Below are 23,735 nucleotides of genomic sequence, written 5' to 3' on the forward strand. Positions count from 1 at the left end.
TCCCCATGAGCCTTACGGGGGCGACCGAAGCAGACCTGGCATCATGGTCGAAGGACCAGGTAGACGACCTCGTGGCAGATTTCCGTGCCCTGGTGACGGAGGCTTCAACCAGAAGAGTGGAGCGAGCTTGACCACCTTGCGGTCGTACGTCAGCAGGCCGTTCAGCTCGCCCTCGACGTCCGAGATCTGCGTGTAGACGGCGCCGTTGCCGCCCTTGCAGGCCAGCGCGTGCACCTCGGCCAGCTTCTGGAGGTAGTCGTCCGTGTAGGTCGAGGGGTCGACGTCGACGTACGACTGCTGGACCGACCAGGCGTGACCGGGGACCGCGAGCCCCAGACCGCCGTACTCGCCGCTGACCAGGGCGCGCCGGCCGTCCGGATGGGGCGGCAGCGCCGGGCTGGGGTAGCCGTGCTCGTCGATGATGTCGCCGGTGCCTCCGTCGGCCCCGAGGTTGATGCCCGACATGCTGTTGACCAGCCGGGTCGGGTCCCAGGCCTTGGCCTGGTCGGCGATGCGGGCCATGTCGTACTGGCCCCATCCCTCGTTGAAGGTGACCCACATGACGACCGACGGGCTGCTGATGTGCTCGTCGATCATCTGCTTCATCTCGCGCTCGTACTCGGCGCGGGCGGCGGTCGACGGGTTCACCCCGGCCGTCATCGCGGGCATGTCCTGCCACACCATCAGGCCCAGCCGGTCGGCCCAGTAGAACCAGCGGTCGGGTTCCACCTTGATGTGCTTGCGTACGGAGTTGAAGCCCATCTTCTTGTGCATCTTCAGGTCGTAGGCGAGCGCGCTGTCGGTCGGCGCGGTGTACAGACCGTCCGGCCAGAAGCCCTGGTCGAGCGTGGCCATCATGAAGACCGGCTTGCCGTTGAGCACGGTGCGCGGTACGCCGTTCACCTTCTCCACGCTGATCGACCGCATCCCGAAGTAGCTGCCGACGCGGTCGCCCCCGACGCTCACCTTCAGGTCGTACAGGAAGGGGTTGTCCGGCGACCACAGGTGGGCCTTCGGGATCCGCAGGGTGAGGGCCTTGCCGCTGCGGCCGGTGACGGTGGCGACGCGGTGCTTCCCGGCGTACGCGGTGGCGGTGACCGGCAGTCCGGCGCGCACGCCCTGCGGTTCGATCGTCAGGGTGCCCGCGGCCACGTCCGGGGTGAGCTTGAGCGTGTCGACGTGGTCGGCGGCGACCGGCTCCAGCCACACGGTCTGCCAGATGCCGGAGGACGGGGTGTACCAGATGCCGCTCGGGTCCAGGCGCTGCTTGCCCACCGGCGGGTTCTCGCCGTCGGCGGCGTCCGTCGGGTCGTACACGCCGACGATCAGCTCCTGGGTGCGGCCGGGCTTGAGCGCGGCGGTGATGTCGGCGCTGAACTTGTCGTAGCCGCCCTGGTGTTCGGCGACCTTGTGGCCGTTGACGTACACCTCGGCCTGCCAGTCGACCGCGCCGAAGTTCAGCTGGAGACGCTTGCCGGAGCCGATCTTCCAGCCGGCCGGGACGGTGAAGGTGCGCCGGTACCACATGCGGTCCTCGTGCCGTTCGAGGCCGGACAGCTGTGACTCGACGGGGTAGGGGACGAGGATCTTCTCACCGAGGTTCCGGCCGACCGGCGGCTGCTCCCCGGCCTGCGCGGCGGCGAACTGCCAGGAGCCGTTGAGGTTCTGCCAGGAGCCGCGGGTCAACTGCGGTCGGGGGTACTCGGGATGGGCGTTGCGCGCGGAGACCTCGTCGGCCCACTTCGTGCGCAGTTCGTACGTGGACCGGTTGGCGCCGCTGCTCCAGAAGGACTTGACAACGTTGCCGTCCTTTCCGGTCAGACCGCCCGCGCCGTCGTAGCGGACGTCGGCGAGACCGGACGCGGTGCCGTCCTTGTTGCCGACCACGGGCTGTTCCAGCGTGATCAGGAGCGATCTGGGGTCGGCGGGGTCCAGCCGGGCCGCGCCGAGCGGCCAGGTGGCGCCGCCGATCACGGCGTCGATGTGGTCGGTGAGGTCCGCCGGGGGAGCGGCGAGGGGCTGCGCGAAGTCGAGCCGCAGCGTGCGGCCGTCCGCGCGGACGGCGGTGGCGGTGGCGCCGTCGTAGTCGTAGCCGTCGGGCAGCAGCAGCGCGGACGACGGGACGGCGGTCTTGGTGCCGCCGGGCGGGGTCCAGCGCAGGTGGAGGTTGGAGCCCCCGTAGTGCTCGAAGTACTCGACCTTGATGTCGTAGGCCTTGCCCGCGGTCAACTCGACGGGAGCGCCGGTCTGTTCGCGGTCCCAGTCGTCGACCCAGTGGTCGATGACCAGGGTGTCGCCGACCCAGAGGCGGAAGCCGTTGTCGCCGATGATCGAGAAGGTGGTGGGGCCGGTCTTCTCCGGCACGATCCGGCCGGTCCAGCGGACGCTGACGTCGTCCGACTGCCCGGTGGCGAAGGCCAGGCGCGGCTCCAGGGTGTCGAAGTCGAGGTTCGGGTCCAGTCCGGTCGCCTTGAGCTGGTGGAAGTCGAAGGCGCCGGGGGCGGACTGGGTGTAGTACTCGCCCTTGAGGCCATGGACCTCGACGGGGTCGTCGGCCGCGTGCGCGACGGGTGTCGCGGCGAGTCCCGCGGCGCCCAGGGCCGCGGCGAGCAGCAGGGCGAGGCGTTGCCTGAGGGGTTTGGTGCGCACGGATCCTCCTTGGCTGAGGAAGGGTGGCGGCTCGTTGCTTCAGTCTGTACAACGTTGGAAGGAACGGCAGTTGGCATGAGAGCACGGCTCCCGGCCGCTGTCCAGGGGCAGAGCACAGCCTCCGAGGACGCGGCGCCCATCGACGCTGAGGAGATCCCTTGCGGGTCAGCCTGAAGGACGTGGCGGAACGCGCGGGCGTTTCGATCAAGACGGTGTCCAACGTGGTGAACAACTATCCGCACGTCACCCCGGCGATGCGGGCCCGGGTGCAGTCGGCCATCGACGAGCTCGGCTACCGGCCCAACCTGACCGCGCGTCATCTGCGCAAGGGGCGTACGGGGATCATCGCGCTGGCCGTTCCCGAGCTCGGCAACCCGTACTTCGCGGAGCTGGCAGGGGCCGTGATCGACGCGGCCGCCGAGCACGAGTTCACCGTCCTGCTCGACCACACGCGCGGCGACCGCGAGCAGGAGATCCTGGTCAGCCAGGGCCTGCCGGCCCGGGTGATCGACGGGCTCATCCTCAGCCCGCTGGAGCTGGAGGCCGAGGACCTCCAGGGCCGGTCCGACGACGTGCCGCTGGTGCTGCTCGGCGAGCGCGTGTACGACCTGCCCTACGACCACATCGCGATCGACAACGTGGCCGCGGCCCGGTGCGCGGTCCGCCATCTGCTGGGCCGCGGCCGGACCCGCATCGCCTACCTGGGCGCGCGCACCGACTCCGCGAACCGGCCCGCCCACCTGCGGCTGGCCGGCTGGCGCGAGGAGCTGGGCGCCGCCGGGGTGCCGGCCCCGGACAGCCTGGTGGTGCCGGTCGGCGGCTGGGACCGCGACGACGGGGCGCGGGCGATGGCCGAGCTGCTCGACTCGGGGGTGCGGCCGGACGCCGTCTTCGCGTACAACGACCTGATCGCGATCGGGGCGATGCGGGTGCTGCACGAGCGGGGGCTGCGGGTGCCTTGGGACGTGGCGGTGGTGGGCTTCGACGACCTCGCCGAGGGGCGTTTCGGGGCGGTCACCCTGACCACGGTCTCGCCCGACAAGCAGGCGATCGCCCGGATGGCCGTGGCCTCGCTGCTGCGCAGTCTGTCGGGGCGCGAAGTGCCCGGTGGACGCGAACTGACCGCGGAATTCAGGCTGGTTGAGCGGGAGAGCACACTGGGGCGGCGCTGACGGGATTTCGAACGGAGGGGTTTACAGCCTCCTTCCAACGATGTAAAAACCTCCCCGGAACGACGAGCACACCGAGTTGACCGCAAGAGCCAGCCTCCCCGAGAGCGCTCTCACGCGCCGGGGCCGCGCCGTTTGGGGGACTCCCATGAAGACCAACGCAGTTGCCCGTCCCGCCTTCGCACGCCACCTCCTCACAGCAGGCCTCGTGACGAGCCTGGCGCTCGTGACCGCATGCACCAAGTCCGAGGACGACTCGGGCAAGAACACCTCCGGCGCCACGCAGGACGACGCCGGGCAGCAGGTCGCCTCACCGAGCACCGACTCCGGACCCACCTGCACCGTCGACGCCTACGGCGGCGGCAAACTCGACCTCAAGGGCGCCACCGTCGGCTTCTCCCAGTCCGAGAAGGAGGCCAACCCCTTCCGGATCGCGGAGACCGCTTCCATCAAGGCAGAGGCCCAGAAGCGCGGCATCAAACTGCTCACCGCCAACGCCCAGTCGCAGTTCTCCAAGCAGATCAGCGACGTCCAGGACCTCATCGCCAAGGGCGCGAACCTGCTGGTCATCGCACCGCTGAACTCCGACGGCTGGGAGCCGGTGCTGCGCGCCGCGTCCGCCAAGCACATCCCGATCGTGACGATCGACCGCAAGATCAACGCCACCGCCTGCAAGGACTATGTGAGCTTCATCGGCTCCGACTTCGTCCAGCAGGGGCAGCGGGCCGCCGACCAGATGATCGAGGCGACCGGCGGCAAGGGCGAGATCGCCATCCTGCTCGGCGCGGCCGGCAACAACGTCACCACCGAACGCACCAAGGGCTTCGAGGACCGCATCAAGGAGAAGGCCCCCGGCCTGAAGATCGTGTTCCGGCAGACCGGTGAATTCGCCCGCGAGAAGGGCCAGTCGGTCACCGAGAACCTCATCCAGTCCAAGCCCGGCATCACCGGGATCTACGCCGAGAACGACGAGATGGGCCTCGGCGCCGTCAACGCCCTCAAGGGCGCCGGGAAGAAGCCCGGCGACGTCAAGATCGTCACCATCGACGGCACCCGCAACGCCGTCCAGGCCATCGTGGACGGCTGGATCTACGGCGTCATCGAGTCCAACCCGCGCTTCGGCCCGCTCGCCTTCCAGACCCTCGACACCTTCACCCAGGGCGGCAAGGTCGGCCAGGACATCGTCATCCAGGACAGCTCCTACGCCAAGGGCAACGCCCAGACGGACCTCGGCAAGGCCTACTGACGTGCTCTCGGTCACCAAACTGTCCAAGACCTTCCCCGGCGTGCGCGCGCTGTCCGACGTGGACTTCACCGCGCACGCCGGGCAGGTGCACGCACTCGTCGGCGAGAACGGCGCCGGCAAGTCGACGCTCATCAAGGTGCTCACCGGGGTCTACCGGCCCGACGCGGGGGAGGTGTCGTACGACGGCGCGCCGGTGCGCTTCGCCACCCCGCTGCAAGCCCAGCAGGCGGGCATCTCCACCATCTACCAGGAGGTCAACCTCGTCCCGCTGATGAGCGTGGCCCGCAACCTCTTCCTCGGCCGCGAACCGCGCGGCCGACTGGGCCTGATCGACTTCGGACGTCTGCACCGCGAGGCCGACGAGGCCCTGCGCAGGCTCGGCATCCGGGTCGACGTACGCCGCCCGCTGCGCGAACTCGGCGTCGGCGCCCAGCAGATGGTCGCCCTCGCACGGGCCGTGGCCGTCGACGCCCGGGTCGTCATCATGGACGAGCCGACCTCCTCGCTCGAACCACGCGAGGTGGCCACCCTGTTCGGGGTGATCCGCATGCTGCGCGAGCGCGGGGTCGCGGTGATCTACGTCAGCCACCGCATGGACGAGCTGTACGAGATCTGCGACGCGGTCACCGTCCTGCGCGACGGACGCGTGGTGCACACCGGCCCGCTGGCCGGCCTCGACCGGCTGCGGCTGGTGTCCATGATGCTCGGCCGGGAGATCGGCGAGGTGCGCACGGAGGGCCTGACGAAGTTCTCCGGCTCCCACACCGCCACCGCCGAACCCGTCCTGCGTGCAGACAACTTGACGGTACGTCACCGGCTGAATGACGTGTCGCTAGCGCTGCGGCCGGGCGAGGTGGTGGGACTCGGCGGGCTGCTCGGCTCCGGCCGCAGCGAGACCGCGAAGGCCATCGCCGGAGCGCTGCCCACCGACGCGGGCCGGGTGAGTGTCGCAGGCACCCCGGTACGCACCGGCTCCACCGCCGCCGCGATCCGCGCCGGCATCAGCCTCCTGCCGGAGGACCGCAAGGCCGAGGGCATCGTGCCGGGACTCTCCGTACGCGAGAACATCGCGCTCGCCGCGCTGCCCGCGCTCTCCCGCTTCGGCCTCGTCGACGACTCCCGCATCGACCGCGTCGTCGAGACCTTCATGAAACGGCTGCGCATCAAGGCGGCCGGCCCGCACCAGAAGGTCGGTGAACTCTCCGGCGGCAACCAGCAGAAGGTACTGCTGGCCCGCTGGCTCGCCCTGCACCCCAAGGTACTGCTGCTCGACGAGCCCACCCGCGGCATCGACGTCGGCGCCAAGGCCGAGGTGCAGGCCCTCATCGACGAACTCGCCGACGACGGACTCGCCGTCCTGCTGATCTCCTCCGACACCGAGGAACTCATCGAGGGCAGCGACCGCGTGATCGTCCTCAAGGAAGGCGTGGTGGTGCGCGAACTGACCGGCGACGACGTCACCGAGGACGGCCTGATGCGCGCCCTCGCATCCGCACCCGCGGGAGGACACGATGGCTGACCTCGCACTCGCGCGCGGCACGCTGGACCGCGCCCGGCTGCTGCGCCTGCTCCAGGAGTACGGCGTCTACGCGGGCGTCGCGGTGCTGCTGCTGTTCAACTTCGCCTTCACCCCGTACTTCCTGTCCACGGAGAACTTCCGCACCCAGGCCGTCCAGGTCGCCCCGGTCCTCGTCGTCGCGCTCGGCATGGCGCTGGCCATCGGCACCGAGGGCGTCGACCTGTCGGTGGGCTCCGTGATGGCCCTGTCCACCTCGCTGCTCTCCCTCTACCTCGGCTACGGACCCTGGATCGCCGCGCTGATCGCGGTGCTCGGCGGCATCGTGGTGGGCGTGGCCAACGGCGCGCTCGTCGCCTTCGTCGGCGTCCAGCCCATCGTCGCCACCCTCGCCCTCATGGTCGCCGGACGCGGTCTGGCCCTGGTGCTGCTTCCGCAGCTCAAGGACGTACGCGATCCCGGCATGGCGGCGCTCGGCTCCGGCGACGTGCTGGGCGTGCCCTACCTGGTCCTGATCGCCGCGGCGCTCGCGCTCCTGGTCGCGTTCGTGGTGCGTCGCACCACCTTCGGCCGCCAGGTCCTGGCCATCGGCGACAGCCGGCCCGCGGCCCGGCTCGCCGGACTCCCGGTCAGCAGGGTTCTCGTGGTGGTCTACGTCTGCTCCGGCGCGCTGGCCGCCGTCGCGGGCATCCTCGCCACCGCGCGCCTGAGCGCGAGCGACCCCACCTCCCTCGGCACCCTGATGGAACTGTCCGCCATCACCGCCGTGGTCGTCGGCGGCACCCCGCTCAGCGGCGGACGGGTGCGCATCGGCGGCACCGTCGCGGGCGCCGTACTCATCCAGCTGCTCACCACCACCCTCATCAAGCACGACCTTCCGCCGTCGTGGACCCAGATCGCCCAGGCCGTGGTGATCGTCCTCGCCGTCTACGCGGCCCGGGAACGAGGCAGGCGATGACCGCGCACACCGAGGAGGCCGGCATGCCGGTCGCGACCGACGACCCCGCCGGGGACGGACCCCCGCGCGCGAGCCGCTCCGACCGGCTCGGCGCCTTCGCCCAGCAGCACGGCGCGCTGGTGACCCTGGTGATCGCCATGGTCGCGGCGTCCCTGAGCTTCGACACCTTCCTGACCGGCGACAACCTGGAGAACATGGCGCTGTCCTCGGCGTTCCTCGCCGTGGTCGCCCTCGGAATGACCTTCGTGATCGTCACGGGCGGCATCGACCTGTCGGTGGGCTCGCTGTTCGCCCTCGGCGGGGTGCTCGCCGCCTGGGGCTCGCAGTACGGGAGCGCGGTGGCCCTGTTGCTCCCGCTCGCCGTGTGCGGGCTGATCGGACTCGTCAACGGACTGCTCATCGCACGGGTCAGGCTCGCCCCGTTCATCGTCACCCTGGCCGCGATGCTGGGCGCCCGCGGCCTGCTCCTGGCGATCACCGACGAGGGCTCGACGACCTATCTGGTCGACAAGCACTCCTTCTTCGCGACCCTCGGCCAGGGCTCGCTGCTCGGCGTCGGCGTGCCCGTGTGGATCACCGTGGCCCTGTTCGTGCTCGGCGCGGTCGTGCTGCGGCGCAGCAGATTCGGGCAGTACGTGTACGCGGTCGGCGGCAACGAGGACGCCGGGGCCCTGATGGGCGTGCCGGTGGCGGGCACGAAGGTCGCCGTCTACACGCTGTCCGGGCTGTGTGCCGGGCTCGCGGGCGCGCTCAACGCGGCCTGGCTGGTGTCGGGCGTGACCATCCTCGGCAGCGGGATGGAACTCGAGGCGATCTCCGCCGTGGTCATCGGCGGGACCCTGCTCAGCGGCGGCTTCGGCTTCATCAGCGGCTCCCTCGTGGGTGTGCTGCTGCTGAAGGTCATCCAGAACGTCATCAACCAGATCGGCTCGCTGGACTCGGCCTACCAACAGGTCGTCAGCGGTGCCTTCCTGGCCGTGGTGGTCGTCGCCCAGACCTGGCTGGGGCGTCGGCGCCGGGTCCTGTGAGACGGCGAGCGGTCGCCGTGGACCGGCGCGAGGCGCACCGGCGGGCCGACGCCGGCGGGCGTGCGACGGCCGTCGATCTGCCGGCGGCCGTACCGCGCCGCCCCCCAGGGCCACGGGCCGGTCGGCGGGTCCGCCATGGGAGCCCCGGGAGCCCGGCCCGACGACGGTGCTGCAATGGACGTATGTGCCTCGACGAGTTCCGCACGCTGCTGGCCCGGCATGCCCGCCCCGACTGGAGCACCGCCATCGACGGTGTCCTGATCTCGAAGGTCGACCGGGCGGATCCGCCGGCGCCCTCGATGTCCGGCACCGTGCTCGCGGTCATCGCCCAGGGCGCCAAACGCCTCGCCCTGGGCGAACGGGTCTACGCATACGGCCCCGGGCAGTACCTGGTCGCGTCCGTCGACCTGCCCGTCACCGGACAGTTCACCCGGGCCGAGCCCGAGCAGCCGGCCCTCGGCTTCGGCCTGACCCTGGAACCGTCCGCCGTCGCCGAACTGCTGGTGCAGGCCGGGCCGGCGGACCTTCCCCGCGCACGGGAGGGCGCGCCGTCGGGGATCGCCGTCAGCGACGCTCCGCCCGCACTGCTCGACGCGGTGGTCCGGCTGCTGCGCCTGCTGGACGAGCCCCGCGACCGGGCCGTACTGGCCCCGCTGGTCAAGCGCGAGATCCTGTGGCGTCTGATCACCGGCGAGCAGGGTGCGACGGTACGTCAGCTCGGCCTCGCCGACAGCGGCCTCAGCCATGTCTCCCGAGCGGCGCGCTGGATCCGCGAGCACTACGCCGAGCCCTTCCGTGTCGAGGACGTGGCACGGCTGTCCGGCATGAGCGTCTCCGCCTTCTACCGCAACTTCCAGGCGGTGACCGCGATGAGCCCCATCCAGTTCCAGAAGCAGATCCGCCTCCAGGAGGCCAGGCTCCTGCTCGCCACGCACCCGGGCGACGTCACCGGCGTCGGCCGCCGTGTCGGATACGACAACCCCTCGCAGTTCAGCCGCGAGTACCGCCGCCGGTTCGGTGAGCCCCCGAGCAGGGACGCGGCCCGCCTGCGGAGCCCCACGCCCACCCCCGCGGGGGTGCTGCCCTGAATCCGACCCGAACGGTATCGAGAGGATTGTGCAAGGAGCGGCGAGGATAGTTCTACTGTTTCGGCAGGTCAGGGCGATTCAATGGGATCAGAAGTTCTTCCGCGGAGCAGGAAAGTGTCTGTCTCCGCGCATCCCACCACATCGCAAGGGGAACAGCATGAAGACCGTTCTGATCACCGGCACCTCCTCCGGATACGGTCAGGAGACCGCCCGCTTCTTCCACGCGCAGGGCTGGGACGTGATCGCCACGATGCGCACCCCGCGGCCGGGCGTCCTGCCCGAGTCGGACCGGCTGCGCGTCGTCGGGCTCGACGTGACCGAGCCGGAGAGCATCGCGGCCGCCCTCGACGCCGCGGGCCCCGTCGACGTCCTGGTCAACAACGCGGGCATCCCCTCGATCGGCGTCTTCGAGGACACCCGCATGGCCCGCGTGCGCGAGGTGTTCGAGACCAACACCTTCGGTGTGATGGCGATGACGCAGGCGGTGCTGCCCCGATTCCGCGAGCGAGGCTCCGGCGTGGTGGTCAACGTGACCTCCAGCGTGGTGCTGGGCCACATGCCCCTCTCGGCCGTGTACAAGGCGAGCAAGATGGCCGTGGAGGGCTTCAGCGCGTCCCTCGCGCTCGAACTCGCGCCCTTCGGCGTGCGGGTGAAGACGGTTCAGCCGGGCGCCTGTCTCACGACGAACTTCGGGGAGCGGGCGACGGACGGCCGCTCGCTCGACGACATGGTCCCGCCGCCGTACGCGGCGTTCGCGAAGACGGCCCTGGACGGGTTCATGGGCCAGGACGTGTTCACACGGGAGCGCGATGTCGCCGAGACGGTCTGGCAGGCGGTGCACGACACGACCGGCCGGCTGCGCTTCCCGGCGGGCCCCGACGCCGTCCGGCTCGCCGAGGCCAAGTGATCAGTCGGCGCCGTAGGCCGGGACGGGCGTGTTCCAGACGGCGTCGTACCTGCCGACGACCGCCCGCAGTTCGCGGGCGCTTCGGGCGGACAGGGCCTGGAGCACGACGTCGAGGAGCGCGCGGGCCTCCAGCGGATTGCCGCAGCAGTCCCAGTGCGTGTCGTCCCACTCGAAGTCGTGCCACAACCGACGCTCGGGGAGGTGGACGTACTCCCTCCACAGGCGCACGGCGGTGCCGACGTCTCCTGGATTCACGTAGTTCCTGGCGCGTTCGAGGCAGGCGATCTCGGAGAGCGCCCGCCGGGACAGACCGTCGATGACCGGTCTCGCACCCGCTGTCCGGCTCCGCGGCGGAAGGGCGGTCCGGAGCCGTCCTGGCCGGTTACGCGGCATGGACCTTTCGGTTCGTCGTCATACGGACCATGCTGCCACGGTCCAGGGCGACGCCTCCAACAGATTTGCCCACCCCGCAGATCGTCGGGCGGGAAGGCAGTGGGCGCGTCAGCACACCCACGAGGCCGGCAGGTCCCGGCGCAGGGTCTCCAGATCGTCGGCCGTACGGCCGCGCACATGGACCCGGCACAGGTCGAGGTCCCCGTCGCGGCGGATCAGCCGACCGGGCGCGGAGTACCAGGATCCCGTCGGGCAGCCCGTCGGTCACGAAGAGACCGGCGGGCGGCACCAACGGGTCCTGCACGGCGGTCAGATCGGCGCGACGCCCGAACAACCGGTGGCCCTGGCGGAGCACCTCGGGCAGTTCGAAGCCCAACTCCGCCGCGGAAGCGTCCAGTTCGTCCTGGGTGAAACCGTCCTGCGGCCGCAGCGGGTCGGGTGCCCACTCCGCGGCGAACCGGCGTACGAAGTCCCACGCGCGCGAGGGATCGCTCACCCCGCCGCCGAGCGCCACCGCCACATCGAAGGTGTCCGCCATGGCGCGCACGCCACACGCGCCGCGCGGTGCCTGCGCCGGGCCTCCCTCCCCGAGCCGGAAGCAGCCCGGAGCGGGCGTGCCGTCCAGACCTGCCGGGACGCGTGTGCCGGGAGAAATTCCTGCTCACAGGCCTTCCCCAGGCCTTCGGGCTGCTCTATCTTCTCCAACCATGCTCGATGATCAGCGCGGCGGCCGTCGGCTCGCCCGCATCGCGTCCCTCACCACCGCGGTCGTACTCGCGGTGCTGTGCGCTGCCCTCGGCCATGTCGACGGGACGGGACTGTTCGCCCCGGAGAACTGGCCGGACGCGGGTCTCGTACCCGGCAACGCCACCAGCCCCGCCTGGGCCACGGTGGTGTTCCTGCCCCTGCTGATCGGTGGCAGCGCGGTGGCCGTGCACCGGGTGGTGCGCGCCGCCGCTCCCCGGGCGCGGGCGCGCTGGGTCTTCGGCGCGGTCTGGTCGAGTCTGATCCTGGTGGCGTTCTTCGCCAAGCTGGCCTACAGCGTGCTGCTGCTCGCGGTCGCAGGGCCGGACGGGCTGCACCTGATCCCGACGGCCGGGTCGCTGCTGGCCGAGTGCGGTCTGACCGGCGCGAAGTACGCCGCGTTCGGGCCGCTGGTCGCGGGCCCGGCGGCGTCGGCGTACCGGATCGGCGTGTGGCGCCTGCGCCGCAAGGCCGTCGAGGGGCACCAGGTCGTCGAGGGCGGTGAGCGCGCCGCGGGGCATTCGGGCGGCCCCGACGTCAACCAGATCGCCGGATTCGCCTGGCTGCCCGCCGGTGTCGCCGTGGCGCTCCAGGCGGGTACCGGTGCGTTCGCCTGGGCGGCAGGCCCGATACCCGGCGGCTTCGCGGTGGCGACGCTGGTCGCCGGGGGCGTGGCGGTGCTCGCCGGTGTCGCGCTCTGGCGCCGGGTGGTGGCGCCCGGGCTGCCCCGGGCCCGTACCGGGGTGACGCTGTGGTCGCTCGCGACGACGCTCACCGCGGCGGGCGTCCTCGGGTTCGCGCCGCTGTGGGTCGTCGACGGGTTCCTGAACGGTTTCGGCGGAGCGCTGTTCCCGGTCGCGTCCGTGCTGGTGCGGGTCGCGGAAGGGGTGACCGCGGGCGCGTGCGCAGGCGTCGTGTGCGCCCCCTGGGTCGCGGAGCTGGCCTGGCGGCGCCGGACGGAGCCCTCGGCCGAGCGCGGCCGTCTCGCCCATGCTGCCCGGTGGGCGCCGCCCGTCGCGATCGCCGCCGTGCTGGCGCTCGCCTCCGGCACCCTGCCCTCCGGCGCGACGGACACACCGGTGACCCTCGTCGACTCGCGGACGCAGGCCGCGGGCCGCGACCTGAAGGGACTGCTGCCGCTGACCGTGCTGCGCCGGGACGGACAGCCCCCAATGATCGGCGACAGCGCGGGGCGGCAGGTGCTGCTGCGCGGCGTGAACGTCAACCAGCTCATCGACTACGGACAGCCCGACCCGGCCAAGCCCACGGTGTGGCCGCTGGAGGACTCCGACTACGCGCTGATGGCCCGGTACGGGTTCGACGTGCAGCGGCTTGCCCTGTCCTGGTCGGCCCTGGAGCCGGAGCGAGGCGTCTTCGACGAGGCGTACCTCGCGCGGGTGCGCACCGCGGTCGACCAGGCCGCCGCCCACGGGATCCACACCGTCCTCGACATCCACCAGGACACCTTCTCGAAGTACGTCACCGCCGCGCCGGGCACGCGGTGCCGCGCCAACGCGTCACCGGAGTTCGGCAACGACGGCGCCCCCGAGTGGGCGACCCGCACCGACGGCGCCCGGGCCTGCGGCTTCCTCGGCCGCGACCTCGCGCCCAACGTGCAGCAGGCGTTCACCAACCTCTACGACGACACCGACGGCATCGGCACCGAGTTCGCCCGCGCCTGGGGCCGCCTCGCCGAGACCTTCGCGGACGAGCCCGCCGTCGCCGGCTACGACCTCCTCAACGAGCCGGGTCCCGGCAACGCTCCCGGCGTCACCTCCTCGGTCCTGCTCGGGCGCCTCTACCAGCAGGCGATCACCTCGATCCGGGCCGCGGAGGCGAAGACCCGCGGCGGCTTCCACCACCTGGTGTTCTTCGAGCCCTCGATCCTCTGGTCGGGCCTGGGCTTCGACACCACCCCGCCGGCCGGGTTCGCCGACGACCCGCTGCTGGTCTTCTCGCCGCACCTCTACAGCGAGTCGATCACCATGGACCAGGGCCTGGGCGTCACCCTGACCTCGATCGAACAGGGCTTCACCACCGCCGAGCGCACCGCCCGGGCGTACGGGGCACCGCTGTGGTCGGGCGAGTGGGGATGGTTCGGGGAACCCGAGGACTTCCGCTCGCGCTTCGACCGGTACCTGGAGCGGCAGAACGCGGACATGCTCGGCTCGGCGATCTGGGTGTGGAAGAAGGCCTGCGGTGATCCGCAGAACGACCCCGCGGCCACCACCTCGGGCGGCGGCGTCGTGCTGTACACCTGCCCCGACGGCAAGCCGCTGCCGAGCCCGGCCTTCGAGACGACGGCGCTGTCCCAGGCGTACCCGCGCAGCGCTCCCGGCCGTCTGACCTCCCTCAAGTCCTCCGTCACCGACCGGGACCTGCGGCTGACGGGCACCGGGACGGGCATCCTGGACGTGTGGATCCCCGGCGCGAGCCGCCCGGCGACCACGGTCCGCGGTCTCACCGGAGTCCAGTTGTCGGAGCAGCCCGGCGGCTGGCGCCTGACCGCCCAGGCGACCGGCTCGTACACCCTTCAGGCGAGGTAGCGGCACGGCACCCCCCACGCAGCCGCCGTCACTCGACTCTGGCGTCGTAGAGCTCCGCGCCGTCGGGAATCCAGGGGAAGCCGGTCCAGGGGTACGAGGTGGCGGCGGCCTGCCGCGGATCGAAGGCGAGCACGGCGTCGCGGAACGTCCGGGGCGGCAGGTAGCCGTGGTCGGCCACGTAGTGTCCGATCAGCTGTGGGGCGGCGAAGGCGACACCGGGCGGGCCGGGGACACGGAGCTCGCCGGTGCCCGCGGCCGCACAGCGGTGTCCCGGCCGCGGGGTGAACCACGGGTGGGAGTCGAAGGGCGCTGCCCCGCAGAGGTCGCAATAGTGCAGGCCCAGCATCTCGTTCACCTGCTGCGCCGCCAGGATCTCCAGCAACTTGTCGGTGAATCCCTCGGGGCCCCGCCCCCGTGTCCAGGGTCGGCCGGCCTCCAGCCAGCCCACGTTGAGCCGTTCGTAGGCGGGCCGGAAGCTGACGAAGCGCACACCGGTGGTGGGGTCGCCGAAGATGTCGTCGGCGTCGGAGTACGCGTAGGCGCTGAGGTCTTCATGGAACACCCGTCCATCCCATCACCGGAGGCCGCCCACCGACAGCTCACCGAAGGCCAGCCCGGCGCAATTCCGATGACAGCGGCCCGCGTTCACGACAGGATCACGCACGTGGACACCCCTCGGCCGACGTCCGGCCCCTCGCCTCTGCCGGACCCGCGCTCCCGTGACGTCGTACTCGACTACTCGGGCATGCACGGCCTGGTCGCCGGGCTCGTGCTGCCCGGTGCCGCGTCCATGCCGGTCAAGAGCGCCTTGGAGACCTCCCGCGAGCTCATCCGTCACTCCTACTACCGGTACGAGTTCGCCACCGTCGCCGTCACGCACGCCCTGTACGCCCTGGAGCAGGTCCTCGCCGAACGCCTGGCCTCCGGCGAATCACTGGAGGGCTTGATCGGGCGGGCAGCCGCGGAAGGGCTCGTCGATGCCGGGACAGCCGCCGGCCTCGAACGCTGCCGCGCCCTGCGCGACAGGCTCGCGCGAGGTGTGGTGACCAGCGGCGCGGTCACGCCGGAGGGGGCCCTGATCATGGTACGAACCCTCTTCGACACCGTTGACCTGCTCCTGCGTCCGTCTGCTACGGCACAGCCGGCCCCCGGCGACACGGGCGGGGCACACCACGACGACCGGCTCTCCGTGCTCTGGGAAGCGCACCTGCGTGCGCCCTTCCCCGAGAGTTTCCGCGGCGTGGACCTCGACGGCGTGGACCTGGTTCTGCTGGACGCCGACGTCGCCGGTCTCGTCCTGAGGGAACTGGGCGGCACACTCGACGGCCACTGGATCGCCGTTCTCTGGGCGCGCATCGCCGAACTCGGCAAGGTCGTTCCGCTGATCGAGGAGGAGTACTGCGTCTCCTACTTCACCGGACTCGCCGAGCTGGCCAGGCTGGCGGCGGCCCGGCACCTGCCCGCCGCGACGGACTGACGGCCGCGTGGTGACGGCCGCGCCGCGTCGTCAGCGGACCACGTCGAAGACCTGCTTCTGAACGCCGTTGGCGTAGACCTCGTGCTCGACCAGCTTCAGCTTCCGGGTGTCGTTGTCCGCGGTGCTGAACATTCGCTTTCCCGCACCGAGCAGCAGCGGGAAGACGAGCAGGTGGTAGCGGTCGATCAGGCCCGCGTCCGAGAGGCCCTGGTTCAGGGAGGCGCTGCCGTGGACGATGATCGGGCCGCCGTCGGTCTCCTTGAGGGCGGCGACCTCGTCGAGTGAGCGCAGCAGGGTGGTCTCGCCCCAGTTGGAGACGAGCCTGTCCTCGGTGAGGGTCGTGGAGACGACGTACTTCGGCATGGCGTTGTAGTCGGCGAACTCCGCCATGTCGGGCCACACCGGGCTGAAGCCCTCGTAGCTGCCCCGGCCCATCAGCATCGCGGTGGACTCCTGCTGTTCCCGTCCCTTGATCTCCAACGCCTCGGCCGCGAACTCGACCCCCTTGAAGACCCAGCCGGAGTTCCGGTAGCCGGGTTCGCCGCCCGGTGCCTCCACGACGCCGTCGAGCGAGATGAAGGCCGTGCTGATCAGGGTGCGCATGAGAGATTCCCTCGGTTTCGTGGGTGGGGGTCCTGCCGCGGAGGTGTCCGGCTGCCGTTCCAGGATCCGTCCGACAGGATCAGTTGTCAAGAAAAGAAAAATTGTCGGTGGGTCCTCCGGGCAACAGTTCGGCCCGCCGGGTGTCCGGCGGGCCGAGGTGTGCGGCAGGGGGAGGGCGGCTATCGGCGCAGGCCCAGGAACTCCTTGCCGCCGTAGCGCGCCTTGGTCCCCAGCTCCTCCTCGATGCGCAGGAGCTGGTTGTACTTGGCGGTACGGTCGGAGCGGGACAGCGATCCGGTCTTGATCTGACCGCAGCCGGTGGCGACGGCGAGGTCGGCGATGGTGGTGTCCTCGGTCTCACCGGAGCGGTGGGACATCACGACTGTGTACCCGGCGCGGTGGGCGGTGGACACGGTGGCCAGCGTCTCGGTGAGCGTGCCGATCTGATTGACCTTCACCAGAATGGAGTTGGCGACACCGTCACGGATCCCGGCGCGCAGCAGGCTCTCGTTGGTGCAGAAGACGTCGTCGCCGGTGAGCTGGCAACGGCCGCCGAGCCGCGCGGTCAGGTCGCGCCAGCCGTCGTGGTCGTCCTCGGCCATCGGGTCCTCGATGGACGCGACCGGGTAGCGGTCCACGAGTGCGGCGAGGTAGTCGGCGTGCTCGGCGGGCGTACGGCGGACGCCCTCGCCCGTGTAGTCGTAGACGCCGTCGCGGAAGAACTCCGACGTGGCCGGGTCCATGACGAGGGTGATGTCGGTGCCGGGCTTGTATCCGGTCTGTTCGATGGCCTGGACGACGAAGTCCAGTGCCTCCTCGGCCGTGCGCAGGTCGGGGGCGAAGCCGCCCTCGTCGCCGACGTTCACGCTGTGGCCGGCGGCGACGAGGTTGCGGCGCAGGGTGTGGAAGACCTCCGAGCCCATGCGGACGGCCTCGGCGAAGGTCGCCGCGCCGATGGGGGCGATCATGAACTCCTGGAAGTCCAGCGGATTGTCCGCGTGGGCACCGCCGTTGACGATGTTCATCATCGGCACCGGGAGCAGGCGGGCGTCGACCCCGCCGACGTAGCGGTACAGCGGCAGGCGGTGCGAGGCCGCGGCGGCCTTGGCGGTGGCCAGGGAGACGCCGAGCAGGGCGTTGGCGCCGAGCCGCGCCTTGGTGTCGGTGCCGTCCAGTTCGATCATGGTGCGGTCGACGGTCTCCTGGTCGTCGGCGTCGAGTCCGTTCACGGCGTCCGCGATGGTCTCGTTCACGGCGTCCACCGCGCGCTGTACGCCCTTGCCGTGGAACCGCGCCGGATCCCCGTCCCGCAGCTCGACCGCCTCGCGGGCGCCGGTGGAGGCGCCCGACGGGACCGCCGCGCGGCCGCGTGATCCGTCCTTGAGTTCCACGTCGACCTCGACGGTCGGATTGCCCCGGCTGTCGATGATCTCCCGTGCGACGACCCGGCTGATGGCGGTCACGGTGCAACTCCTCATGCTGGGCCCGCCTGACGCGGGCGGAAAGTTTTCTCCAGAAACAAAGTGAGTCCCGAAAAGGAACTTACTATGGGGGCATGAGAATGCACAACGCGGACGAGAACTGCGGCATCGCACAGGGCGCCCTGGTCCTGGGGGACTGGTGGAACGTACTCGTGCTGCGCGAAGTCGCCCGCGGGCACGTCCGGTTCGACGCGCTGGCCGCCGAGATCGGCCTCTCCCGCAAGGTCCTGACGGAGCGTCTTGGCCGTCTGGTCGCCCACGGCGTCCTGCGCCGCAGCCTCTACCAACGGCGCCCGGTGCGTTACGAGTACCTGCTCACCGACGCGGGCGCGGCCCTGCTGCCGCTGCTCGTGGCGATGCAGGACTGGGGCGACCGGTGGGTGCTGGGCGACGGGAGCCTCACCGCGACCGTGCGGGAGGGCGGCGGCGAACACGCCCGTGTCCACGCCCTGGTCGGCACCGGGCTGCCCGACGGCCTGGTGCTGCCCGGCACGCACGGTGCCGACCTGCCGCTCGTCTCCCCGGACGCCGCGGCGACCGTGCTGTTCACCTACCCGGGCACGCGGGTGGAGTGGGACGAGGAGATCCCCGGTGCCGACGGCGGCACGCCGGAGCACCGGCTCTTTCGCGACGCCTGGCCCGACTTCCGGAAGGCGGAGGTGGACGTGCGCGGTGTCAGCACCCAACCCGTGCACGAGCAGCAGGAGTTCGCCCGAACGGAGGACATCCCGTACGGCCTCCACTCGGATGCCGCCCATCGACTGGCGGCGGCGCTGCGGCTGCCCACCTTCCGGGCCGCCGGCCGCCTGCATCACAAGCGGCTGATCCTGGTCGTCGACGCCGAACGGGTCGTACGGCACGTGCTGTTCCCGGTCGACGACATCCCGCACGCCGTCGCCGAGAGCCTGCGCCGGGCCACGGCACTCGCCCGCGCGACCTGAACCGAGTCCGACCCGGGAGGAGTGCGGTCCTGGTCCGCGGGCGCGGATCGCGCCCGCGCCGTCAGGAGCGCGGCGTTGCGTCCCGGTCGACGACTTCGCCGGAGATCACCTGGCCGGATCCGGATGCCCCGCCCGGAGCGTCCTGTTCCTTGAACGCCTTGGCCTCGCTCTTGAAGATCCGGGCGGCCTTGCCCGCCGACCGTGTCAGCTCGGGCAGCTTCTTGACTCCCAGGATCGCGACGACCACGACGAGAATCACTGCCAGCTCACTCAAGCCGAACATCAGGTCCGCCTTTCCCCGCACGATCTACAGACCTGTAGAAGTGTGTCCCGCGAAGTGATCGACTGGCAAGCCGTCTTCCGGCCGGGTCGGCCGGAAATTGCCCATGGGTGAGACCTCGGGGCAGCGGCACCGCGGACGCCTCCGCCGTGTCGGTATCGTTCCGATCATGAGCACCCCAGCCCAGTCGGCCGAACGGACCCGCAACAAGCCCGCCGTCGTCAGCGCCTACGCCGCCTTCGCCGCCGTGGTCTACGCGAGCGGTTCCGTGATGGGCGGCTGGCTCACCGTGACGTACTCGGTGCCGATCCTGGGTCTGTTGATCGTCTGCGCACTTGTCGCCATCGTCTCCGGGCACTTGGGGCGCCGTCGCGCCAAGAGGCAGAAACTGGAAGGCCGTTGGCTGTCGCTGGCGGCCATCGTCGTGGGCTGGCTGTGCATCCTGTACGCGGTGCTGGTCAACCTCCTGGTCCTGGGACTGATCGCGGGACTGGCGGTGCTGATCGACTAGCGCTCTGTGCGCCTGCCTCGGGTTCGACGCCGTGTCCGGCGGCAGGGGTGCGGGGGCGTGGTGCCGTGTCGAATGCCGTGTCGAATGGCGCGCCGAACCTATTGACCGTCTCCGGCGACGCCCATATGGTGCGACCGCACTGATGAATTGAATCGTTTCAATCTCCTTGCCTTCACCGTGCGCACGCGTTCCCCGGATCGACGACCGCCTCGCCATCGCCACGGCCACCACGACCAGCACAGCACGACCGCGACCAGCACGAGAACGAACCCAGCGACCGCGACCGCCGCGCCTGTGCCGGGACCGGCCGATGCCGTTCGTGTCCGCTGCACAGCCGAACTGTTCTGCTTCGCCCGACCACGTGTGTGAAGGAGTACTTCGTTGGTCAGCCACATCACCCCCCACGGCGCCGACTCGCCCACTCCCCGCCGCCAACTCCCGCTCAGCCGACGCCACTTCCTCAGCGCCGGATCGGCGTTGGCCGCAGGCGCCCTCGCCGCGGGCGCCGTCGGTGCCCTGCCCGCCCCGGCGCAGGCGGCCACCGGCACACCGCAGGTGCCGCCCGTCGGGCTCTCCCCGGCTCACTGGATCTGGTATCCGGAAGGCGATCCGCGCGCCGACGCCCCCGCGGGACACCGGTACTTCCGTGCCGGATTCACCGTCGCCGAAGGCGATGTGAGCGATGCGCAACTCGTCGTCACGGGCGACGACACGATAGACGTATGGCTGAACGGGAAGCCGCTGGCAGGATCGCCCAGAGTCGTCGACTCCTGGCGCAGGGCCCTCTACGTGGACCTGCGGCCGGCGGTGACGGCGGGGGTCAACACGCTTGCGCTCGCCTGCCGCAACCAGGGCGGACCCGCGGGAGTCATCGGGCGCGTACGCGTCCAGTCCTCCGGTGGTACGACCGACGTCGTCACCGACGGCAGCTGGTCGGCGGGCAAGGACGTGCCCGAGGGTTGGGAGTTGCCCGGCTTCGGCGACGGCAGCTGGCCCGCCGTTCGCGACCTGGGTGCCTACGGTGTCGCCCCTTGGTACTCCGGCGTCGCCGCCCCCGACCTCGCCGCCGCGTCGCCGTTGAGCGTGGCCGGCTGCACCGTGGAACACCGCGCGGCCCCGCTGGGTGTCGACAGCGCACGGCCGCGGTTCGGCTGGCGGCTCGACTCGACGGAGCGGCAACAACGGCAGGCCGGCTACCAGATTCGGGTCTCGGCCACGGCCGCCGGTACCGGCGACGTGTGGGACAGCGGCCGTGTCCCGTCGGACCGGCAGATCGACATCGCCTATGCCGGCCCTGGTCTGGCGAGCCTGACGCGCTACTTCTGGCAGGTGCGCGTCTGGGACACCCAGGGCCGGACGGGCGCGTGGAGCGAGCCGCAGTGGTTCGAGACCGGGCTGCTGGCCGCGGCCGACGAGTGGCGTGCCGCGTTCATCGGGCGGCCCGAGGACCCGGATCTGTCCGGGGCCGACTGGATCTGGTACCCCGAGGGCGATCCCGCGACAGGACGTCCCGTCGAGACCCGCTGCTTCCGGCGTACCTTCGCACTGACCGGCGCGCCCGCCGCCGCGACCCTGGTCGTCACCGGGGACGACACCGCGGACGTATGGATCAACGGAACCCTGGTGAGTGCCTCGCCACGCGTGACCGACTCGTGGAAGAGCGCTGCCCTCGTCGATGTCACCGCCCACCTCCGGAGCGGCGGCAACACGATCGCGATCGAGAGCCGCAACACGAGCGAGTCGCCTGCGGCGCTCATCGCCAAGCTGACGGTGACGGGCGGCCCGACCGTCGTCTCCGACGCGTCGTGGAGGTCGTACCAGAGCGCGCCGTCAGGCTGGCAGGTTCCCGGGTTCGACGACGGCGACTGGCCTGCCGCGCGCGTGGTCGCCTCGTACGGAGCCGGTCCGTGGGGGTCCGGGGTGCGCGTCGTCGGACCCGCGCCGCTGCTGCGCAGGCGCTTCACCGTGGGCGGACAGGTGGCTTCCGCCCGGTTGCTGACCACCGCGCTGGGCCTTCACGAGACCCGGCTCAACGGGGCGAAGGTCGGCCAGGACGTGCTGGCCCCCGGGTGGACCGACTACACCAGACGCCTTCAGTACAAGGTGTTCGACGTGACCTCGGGGATCCGGCAGGGGACCAATGTCCTCGGCGCCTGGCTGGGCAACGGCTGGTACTCCGGCAGTCTGGGATTCGCCGGCAGCCGGCACTACGGCAACCGGCCGTGGTACGCGGCGCAGCTGCACATCACCTTCACCGACGGCAGTACCCAACTGGTGACGACGGACGGCAGTTGGCGAGCGAGCACGGGCGCGATCACGGCGGACGACCTGTACAACGGCGAGACGTACGACGCGCGTCTGCACCTCGACGGCTGGGACGGCCCCGACTTCGACGACAGCGGCTGGGCCGGCGCGGTCGTCCGCGACGGGACCGCACCCCACCTGGTCGCCCAGGTCGACAACGGTGTCACCGTCCAGCACGAGTTCCGTGCCGTGTCGATCACGCAGCCGCGGTCAGGGGTCTGGATCTTCGACATGGGCCAGAACTTCACCGGCTGGAACCGCATCGCGGTCCGCGGCGAGGCGGGCACCACGGTCACCGTCCGGCACGGCGAGGTCCTCGACGCCGACGGCACGCTGTACACCACCAACCTGCGTGCTGCCCAGGCCACCGACCGGTTCATCCTCGCCGGAACCGGGGCCGTCGAGACGTACGAGCCCCGGTTCACCGTCCACGGCTTCCGGTACGTCGAACTCAGCGGCTTACCGGCCGAGTACAGCCCGGACAACGGCACCGTCACGGGACGCGCGGTGTGGACCGACGCCGCGCAGCAGGGCACGTTCGACACCTCCGACGCATTGGTCAATCAGCTTCAGCACAACATCGTCTGGGGTGAGCGCAGCAACATGCTCTCCATCCCGACCGACTGCCCCCAGCGCGACGAGCGCCTGGGATGGACGGGCGACATCGCCGCCTTCTGCGCCACCTCCACCTTCAACCTGAACACCCACGCGCTCCTCGCCAAGTTCGCCGACGACCTGACGGACGCCCAGCAGGCCGACGGCGCCTTCACCGATGTCGCCCCCGCGGTGATCGGCGGTTCCGGCACGGCCGGCTGGGGCGACGCGGGCACGATCATCCCGTACACGCTGTGGCAGCGCTTCGGGGATCTCGCCGTCGTCGACCGGCACTTCCCGGCGATGGCGCGCTGGGTTGACTATCTGCGCAGCACCGCCGGCAGCGACCTGATACGCAACCGGCAGACCTTCGGCGACTGGCTCAATGTCAACGACGACACGGCGCAGGACCTCATCTGCACGGCCTACTTCTCCTGGTCGGCACGTCTGGTCGGGCGCATGGCGGCGGCCACCGGCCGCACGGCGGAGGCCACTTCCTACGGGCGGCTCGCCGATCAGGTGGCGTCGGCCTTCACCACGCGCTTCGTCGCCGCCGACGGGACCGTCCGCGGCGACACCCAGACCGGCTATGTGCTGGCCCTGGCCTTCGGGCTGCTGCCGGCTTCCCTGGTCCAGCCGGCCGCGGACAAGCTGGCCGCCAAGGTCGCCGCGACGAACGGGCATCTCAGCGTCGGCTTCCTCGGCGTCGAGAACCTGCTGCCCGTGCTGGCCGACCACGGGCACGTCGACACCGCGTACCGGATTCTGCTGCAACGCGGCTTCCCCGGTTGGGGCTACATGATCGATCACGGCGCCACCACCGTCTGGGAGCGCTGGGACGGCATCCGTACCGACGGTTCGTTCAACGACCCGGGCATGAACTCGTTCAACCACTACGGTCTCGGCTCGGTCGGCGACTTCCTCTACCGTCAGGTCGGCGGTCTCGGCCCAGGGAGTCCCGGTTACGCCTCCCTGCGCGTCGCACCACGGCCCGGCGGCGGCCTGACCTCCGCAGAGAGCACGTACGACACGCCCTTCGGCAGCGCGTCCAGCAGCTGGTCGGTCTCCGCCGGACGACTGGAACTGCGTGTCACCGTGCCCGTCAACACCTGCGCGGCCGTGACCGTCCCCACCTCGCGACCGCAGTCGATCGTCGCACCGCCCCAGGCGGTCCCGGTGGGTGAGACCGGCTACCACCTGCCGGCAGGGACGTACACCTTCACCGCGGCGAGCTGACACCGGCCGTCGGCGGCGGACCCGGGGGCGGGAGCCGGTGCACGGTTCCCGCCCCAACCGCCGT

The 23,735-nt window shown here is 71.0% G+C and carries 19 protein-coding genes; 12 read left to right on the top strand and 7 right to left on the bottom strand.

The features are described 5' to 3' along the window. Nucleotides 1-12 precede the first annotated feature (12 nt). Nucleotides 13-2,649 (bottom strand): PA14 domain-containing protein, encoded by a 2,637-nt coding sequence (locus FNH09_RS23550; protein ID WP_162468985.1) that lies wholly within the window; start codon nt 2,647-2,649, stop codon nt 13-15. Between the two features lie 158 nt (nt 2,650-2,807). On the opposite strand from FNH09_RS23550, the gene FNH09_RS23555 reads away from it, so the two are divergent. From FNH09_RS23555 to FNH09_RS23585, 7 genes are all read left to right on the top strand, one after another. Then, nucleotides 2,808-3,821 (top strand): LacI family DNA-binding transcriptional regulator, encoded by a 1,014-nt coding sequence (locus FNH09_RS23555; protein ID WP_152891226.1) that lies wholly within the window; start codon nt 2,808-2,810, stop codon nt 3,819-3,821. Between the two features lie 145 nt (nt 3,822-3,966). Beyond that, complete coding sequence (locus FNH09_RS23560; protein ID WP_152891228.1) at nt 3,967-5,064, top strand: ABC transporter substrate-binding protein; 1,098 nt, start codon at nt 3,967-3,969, stop codon at nt 5,062-5,064. 1 nt (nt 5,065) lies between these two features. Beyond that, entirely contained in the window at nt 5,066-6,583 is a 1,518-nt protein-coding gene (locus FNH09_RS23565; protein WP_162468986.1) for an ATP-binding cassette domain-containing protein, read from the top strand. Next, nucleotides 6,576-7,538 carry an ABC transporter permease gene (locus tag FNH09_RS23570; RefSeq protein ID WP_152891230.1) on the top strand — a complete coding sequence of 321 codons (963 nt, stop codon included), beginning with the start codon at nt 6,576-6,578 and terminating at the stop codon, nt 7,536-7,538. The genes FNH09_RS23565 and FNH09_RS23570 overlap by 8 nt, the downstream gene beginning before the upstream one ends. Nucleotides 7,539-7,561: 23 nt before the next feature. Beyond that, nucleotides 7,562-8,566 carry an ABC transporter permease gene (locus FNH09_RS23575; RefSeq protein WP_152891261.1) on the top strand — a complete coding sequence of 335 codons (1,005 nt, stop codon included), beginning with the start codon at nt 7,562-7,564 and terminating at the stop codon, nt 8,564-8,566. Between the two features lie 182 nt (nt 8,567-8,748). Then, entirely contained in the window at nt 8,749-9,654 is a 906-nt protein-coding gene (locus FNH09_RS23580; protein WP_152891232.1) for an AraC family transcriptional regulator, read from the top strand. A 157-nt stretch (nt 9,655-9,811) separates the two neighbouring features. Then, the gene (locus FNH09_RS23585; protein WP_152891234.1) at nt 9,812-10,561 is read left to right on the top strand and encodes an SDR family oxidoreductase; all 750 of its coding nucleotides are present in this window, start codon (nt 9,812-9,814) and stop codon (nt 10,559-10,561) included. On the opposite strand, the gene FNH09_RS23590 is transcribed toward FNH09_RS23585, so the two are convergent. Further along, nucleotides 10,562-10,816: a hypothetical protein gene (locus FNH09_RS23590; RefSeq protein WP_238427021.1), complete on the bottom strand. Its 255-nt coding sequence runs from the start codon at nt 10,814-10,816 to the stop codon at nt 10,562-10,564. 127 nt (nt 10,817-10,943) lie between these two features. Beyond that, a complete protein-coding gene (locus FNH09_RS47155) occupies nt 10,944-11,492 on the bottom strand; it encodes a hypothetical protein (RefSeq protein WP_162468987.1) in 549 nt (182 codons plus the stop codon). Nucleotides 11,493-11,661: 169 nt separating this feature from the next. On the opposite strand from FNH09_RS47155, the gene FNH09_RS23595 reads away from it, so the two are divergent. Then, nucleotides 11,662-14,244, top strand: coding sequence for a cellulase family glycosylhydrolase (locus tag FNH09_RS23595; protein WP_152891236.1), 2,583 nt, complete (start codon nt 11,662-11,664; stop codon nt 14,242-14,244). Nucleotides 14,245-14,272: 28 nt separating this feature from the next. Here the strand turns inward: FNH09_RS23595 and FNH09_RS23600 are convergent, their stop codons facing one another. Then, nucleotides 14,273-14,806 carry a DUF7919 family protein gene (locus FNH09_RS23600; protein ID WP_162468988.1) on the bottom strand — a complete coding sequence of 178 codons (534 nt, stop codon included), beginning with the start codon at nt 14,804-14,806 and terminating at the stop codon, nt 14,273-14,275. Nucleotides 14,807-14,908: 102 nt separating this feature from the next. Here FNH09_RS23600 and FNH09_RS48785 point away from each other — a divergent pair, with 102 nt between their 5' ends. Then, nucleotides 14,909-15,721, top strand: coding sequence for a hypothetical protein (locus FNH09_RS48785; RefSeq protein WP_338017664.1), 813 nt, complete (start codon nt 14,909-14,911; stop codon nt 15,719-15,721). 30 nt (nt 15,722-15,751) lie between these two features. On the opposite strand, the gene FNH09_RS23610 is transcribed toward FNH09_RS48785, so the two are convergent. After that, a complete protein-coding gene (locus FNH09_RS23610) occupies nt 15,752-16,324 on the bottom strand; it encodes a dihydrofolate reductase family protein (RefSeq protein WP_152891238.1) in 573 nt (190 codons plus the stop codon). Nucleotides 16,325-16,503: 179 nt separating this feature from the next. Beyond that, on the bottom strand, nt 16,504-17,787 hold the full coding sequence (gene eno, locus FNH09_RS23615; protein ID WP_162468989.1) for a phosphopyruvate hydratase: 1,284 nt from the start codon (nt 17,785-17,787) through the stop codon (nt 16,504-16,506). 92 nt (nt 17,788-17,879) lie between these two features. Between eno and FNH09_RS23620 the strand changes: the two genes are divergently transcribed. Beyond that, complete coding sequence (locus FNH09_RS23620) at nt 17,880-18,746, top strand: winged helix-turn-helix transcriptional regulator (RefSeq protein ID WP_152891242.1); 867 nt, start codon at nt 17,880-17,882, stop codon at nt 18,744-18,746. A gap of 61 nt (nt 18,747-18,807) precedes the next feature. Here FNH09_RS23620 and FNH09_RS23625 read toward each other — a convergent pair whose 3' ends face one another. After that, the gene (locus FNH09_RS23625; protein WP_152891244.1) at nt 18,808-19,029 is read right to left on the bottom strand and encodes a twin-arginine translocase TatA/TatE family subunit; all 222 of its coding nucleotides are present in this window, start codon (nt 19,027-19,029) and stop codon (nt 18,808-18,810) included. Between the two features lie 166 nt (nt 19,030-19,195). Between FNH09_RS23625 and FNH09_RS23630 the strand changes: the two genes are divergently transcribed. Next, nucleotides 19,196-19,537: a DUF4190 domain-containing protein gene (locus FNH09_RS23630; RefSeq protein ID WP_162468990.1), complete on the top strand. Its 342-nt coding sequence runs from the start codon at nt 19,196-19,198 to the stop codon at nt 19,535-19,537. Between the two features lie 381 nt (nt 19,538-19,918). Continuing rightward, the gene (locus FNH09_RS23635; protein WP_202919737.1) at nt 19,919-23,671 is read left to right on the top strand and encodes a family 78 glycoside hydrolase catalytic domain; all 3,753 of its coding nucleotides are present in this window, start codon (nt 19,919-19,921) and stop codon (nt 23,669-23,671) included. Nucleotides 23,672-23,735 lie beyond the last annotated feature (64 nt).

The organism is Streptomyces adustus (assembly GCF_009377175.1).
In the GTDB taxonomy this organism is placed as follows: Bacteria; Actinomycetota; Actinomycetes; order Streptomycetales; family Streptomycetaceae; genus Streptomyces; species Streptomyces adustus.

Bases quoted from the DNA above. Each gene is read 5' to 3' on its own strand.
- FNH09_RS23560 (WP_152891228.1), top strand. From the start codon at position 3,967: ATGAAGACCAACGCAGTTGCCCGTCCCGCCTTCGCACGCCACCTCCTC.
- FNH09_RS23570 (WP_152891230.1), top strand. From the start codon at position 6,576: ATGGCTGACCTCGCACTCGCGCGCGGCACGCTGGACCGCGCCCGGCTG.
- FNH09_RS23575 (WP_152891261.1), top strand. From the start codon at position 7,562: ATGCCGGTCGCGACCGACGACCCCGCCGGGGACGGACCCCCGCGCGCG.
- FNH09_RS23580 (WP_152891232.1), top strand. From the start codon at position 8,749: ATGTGCCTCGACGAGTTCCGCACGCTGCTGGCCCGGCATGCCCGCCCC.
- FNH09_RS23585 (WP_152891234.1), top strand. From the start codon at position 9,812: ATGAAGACCGTTCTGATCACCGGCACCTCCTCCGGATACGGTCAGGAG.
- FNH09_RS47155 (WP_162468987.1), bottom strand. From the start codon at position 11,492: ATGGCGGACACCTTCGATGTGGCGGTGGCGCTCGGCGGCGGGGTGAGC.
- FNH09_RS23595 (WP_152891236.1), top strand. From the start codon at position 11,662: ATGCTCGATGATCAGCGCGGCGGCCGTCGGCTCGCCCGCATCGCGTCC.
- FNH09_RS23610 (WP_152891238.1), bottom strand. From the start codon at position 16,324: ATGCGCACCCTGATCAGCACGGCCTTCATCTCGCTCGACGGCGTCGTG.
- FNH09_RS23620 (WP_152891242.1), top strand. From the start codon at position 17,880: ATGAGAATGCACAACGCGGACGAGAACTGCGGCATCGCACAGGGCGCC.
- FNH09_RS23625 (WP_152891244.1), bottom strand. From the start codon at position 19,029: ATGTTCGGCTTGAGTGAGCTGGCAGTGATTCTCGTCGTGGTCGTCGCG.
- FNH09_RS23630 (WP_162468990.1), top strand. From the start codon at position 19,196: ATGAGCACCCCAGCCCAGTCGGCCGAACGGACCCGCAACAAGCCCGCC.